General features: G+C 37.9%; 1 protein-coding gene. It reads right to left on the bottom strand.

The window, feature by feature from the left end; genetic code table 11:
- Positions 1 to 129: 129 nt before the first annotated feature.
- Entirely contained in the window at positions 130 to 1,632 is a 1,503-nt protein-coding gene (istA, locus tag V6C27_14740) for an IS21 family transposase (GenBank protein ID MEG6617649.1), read from the bottom strand.
- Positions 1,633 to 1,651: the final 19 nt, after the last annotated feature.

Genomic DNA, 1,651 nt, shown 5'->3' with positions numbered 1-1,651 from the left:
ATTCTTCTTTCATCCCGTTGCTTTACCTCATATTCGAACAGTTTTACAAGGTATTCCTCGTAAGTATCAGCCTTTACTTCATGGTAATTTAGCGGTATCCAACTTAATTTTAAACGCTTGGCATAGGCCTTAATCAGTTCCTTCATACGCTACACCCCTTTCCATAAAATGATCATATCTATTTAGATCTCGAGTGACAGGATGCATGGCTGGTATGGTTGCTCTTAGGTTAAGTGGTTTCTTTAAACCCCGACCTTGCACAATTTGAATAAACATCTGTTTAATAGTGTCCGGTGTTGGATGCCCATATTCAGAAGCAGTAATTAGCGCCTTGGTGGCAACATTTATGTCACTTTCTTTTAGCAAAGTTGCCAAAAGTCTTAATGTCTCTTGTTTTTCCTCTTTCGTACAATGGCCAAAATATTGTTGCGATTCTATTGGCAGTTGGTCATAGAAACTGGTGTACTTTAAAGCCATTGGCCTTTTTGCCATTAATGACAAGTATGGCTGCCATTTCATTGATTCCTTTTTTTGGCCATAAAGTCGGTCATGTGCAACCACTACCTGATAGTTGCCATCCAGTATTTCTACTCGGTTGTAGGTAACTCTCAATAACACATTGCTTCTAGCGTAGCGTGGGGAAGTAGAGTATAATTTTTTATCTAAATTAATTTTGCCATACTTATCTGCCTTCGCCTGTACATAATGGCAAACTTCATACTCTTTGGCTGGCAACATTAATAACTGTTCTTTATCATCGGTAAATAGATCAGCAATTAGTGTTCCTTTCTTGTAGTGTGGTCGTTGTCGATCCTCTTCAGCTATTTGCCATAAAGACTGGTTGTACACTTCTAAATCGTTAATACATGGTTCTGGCAAAAGAAAGTTGTTCCGAATATATTTGACCATTACCTCGCAGTGACCCTTTTCGTGCCCACTACGAGGGTTACAAAACTCGTAGTTAAATCCATAATGAAAAGCAAATTTGTAAAAGTCTTCTGTTAGCTCCCTCTCGCCATTGGCTAGAACTTTTTTTACTGCCGGTGAGAGATTATCAAATCTAATAGTTTTTGGTACACCACCCAAATGATTAAATATTCTTTTTAATCCTTCTAAAAAGCATTCTTTGTTCTGTCCTTTAAACACTTGGAAGTAGAAACTATTGCTATACGGGAAGGACAAAACCAAGTATGATAATTTAACTTCTTGACCTTTATACTTAAACGGTGTTTCACCAAAATCTACTTGAGCTGTACCAGGCTTGGCTTCCAATGGCAGGTAGCCATTTTTATCTTCTAACAACTCTTTTTTCTTTTTGCTCACATAAGCTCTAACGCTGCGGTACGAACCTTGGAAATTATGTTCGCTGTGAAGAATATCATATATTCTTTTAGCAGTCCGTCTGTACTGTTTATTCTTTCTTAGATCCTCCATTAACCACTGATCAATAATTGGTTTGACAGGGTCCATTACCCTAGCTTTTCTTTGCTGGACATAACCTTCACTGTTCCAATCTTCTTTTTCTACATATTTCTTGACTGTTCTAGGATCTACACCCAGCTGCCTTGCAATTTCAGCATAGGACAACCCTTTTGTATTAGCTAAAAACCTGATATAATCTATTTCAGCCACTTTCAACATCTCCTAAGAC

It is taken from the genome of Peptococcaceae bacterium 1198_IL3148 (assembly GCA_036763105.1).
Classification (GTDB): domain Bacteria; phylum Bacillota; class Desulfotomaculia; order Desulfotomaculales; family Desulfohalotomaculaceae; genus JBAIYS01.
Note: the sequence above shows the minus strand (reverse complement) of the source record. Positions and strands in the feature narration are given on the sequence as shown.